Source organism: Jannaschia sp. S6380 (assembly GCF_023015695.1).
Taxonomy (GTDB): domain Bacteria; phylum Pseudomonadota; class Alphaproteobacteria; order Rhodobacterales; family Rhodobacteraceae; genus Jannaschia.
Genome location: NZ_JALKAS010000004.1, coordinates 1 through 1053, shown reverse-complemented (window position 1 = coordinate 1053; position 1053 = coordinate 1). Strand labels below are relative to the sequence as shown.

Annotated in this window: 1 protein-coding gene; it reads left to right on the top strand. The window is 72.6% G+C overall.

The genetic code is table 11. The features are described 5' to 3' along the window. A partial coding sequence (locus MWU52_RS17900; RefSeq protein WP_246954719.1) for an Ig-like domain-containing protein occupies nt 1–1053 on the top strand: 1053 nt, incomplete at both ends.

Genomic DNA, 1053 nt, shown 5'->3' with positions numbered 1-1053 from the left:
CCCGACACCGGCGACGACGACGGCAACCTTTCGCTGTCGGCGCCGGATCTGGAGATCGACGCGGGCGAGGTCGGCGCGGTCGGCTTCACGCTTTCGGGGCTGGACGCGGACGCGACCGCCGTGATCACCGTCAGCGACGGCAGCGCCAGCGTCGTCTCGGGTACGATCGCCGCCGACGGCACCGTCACGCTCGATCTGACGGCGCTGTCGGACGGGCCGCTTTCCAGCTCGGTCACCGCGACCGATGCCGGCGGCAACACCGCCACCGTGGCCGGGCCCGCGCTCGACCTGCGCACCCAGCCCGACAGCTCGGCCGACGAGGACGGCAACCTGGCGCTCTCGGCGCCGGACCTGCAGATCGATTCGGACGAGGTCGGCGCGGTCGGCTTCACGCTCTCGGGGCTCGATGCGGACGCGACCGCCGTGATCACCGTCAGCGACGGCAGCGCCAGCGTGACCTCGGGCACGATCGCCGCCGACGGCAGCGTCACGCTCGACCTGTCGAGCCTCGCCGACGGGCCGCTGACGAGTTCGGTCACCGCCACCGACACCACCGGCAACACCGCCACCGTGGCCGGGCCGGGGCTGACGCTCGACACCGTCACCCCGCCCGATCCGGGCGCCGAGGTCACCGGCACGCTGGGCAACGACACGCTCAACGGCATCGACGGCGAGAACACGACGATCCTGGGCCTGGCCGGGTCCGACAAGCTGTTCGGCAAGTCCGGCGACGACACCGTGATCGGCGGCGCCGACGGCGACGTGCTGCGCGGCGGGGCCGGGGCCGACACCTTCGTCTTCGACGCCGACGCGGTGGCCGCGCCGGGCGACGACCTGAAGGACTTCAACCTGGGCGAGGGCGACCGGCTGGAGTTCCGCGACATCCTGACCGGCTTCGACGGCAGCGACCTGTCGGGCCACCTGCGCATCGTCGCCCAAGGCACCGTCGGACGCCTCGAGATCGACACCGACGGCGGCGGCGACGCCTTCACCGCCCTCGGCATCATCCGCGGCGGCCGCAACCTCGACATCCAACAGATGTTCCTCGATGGG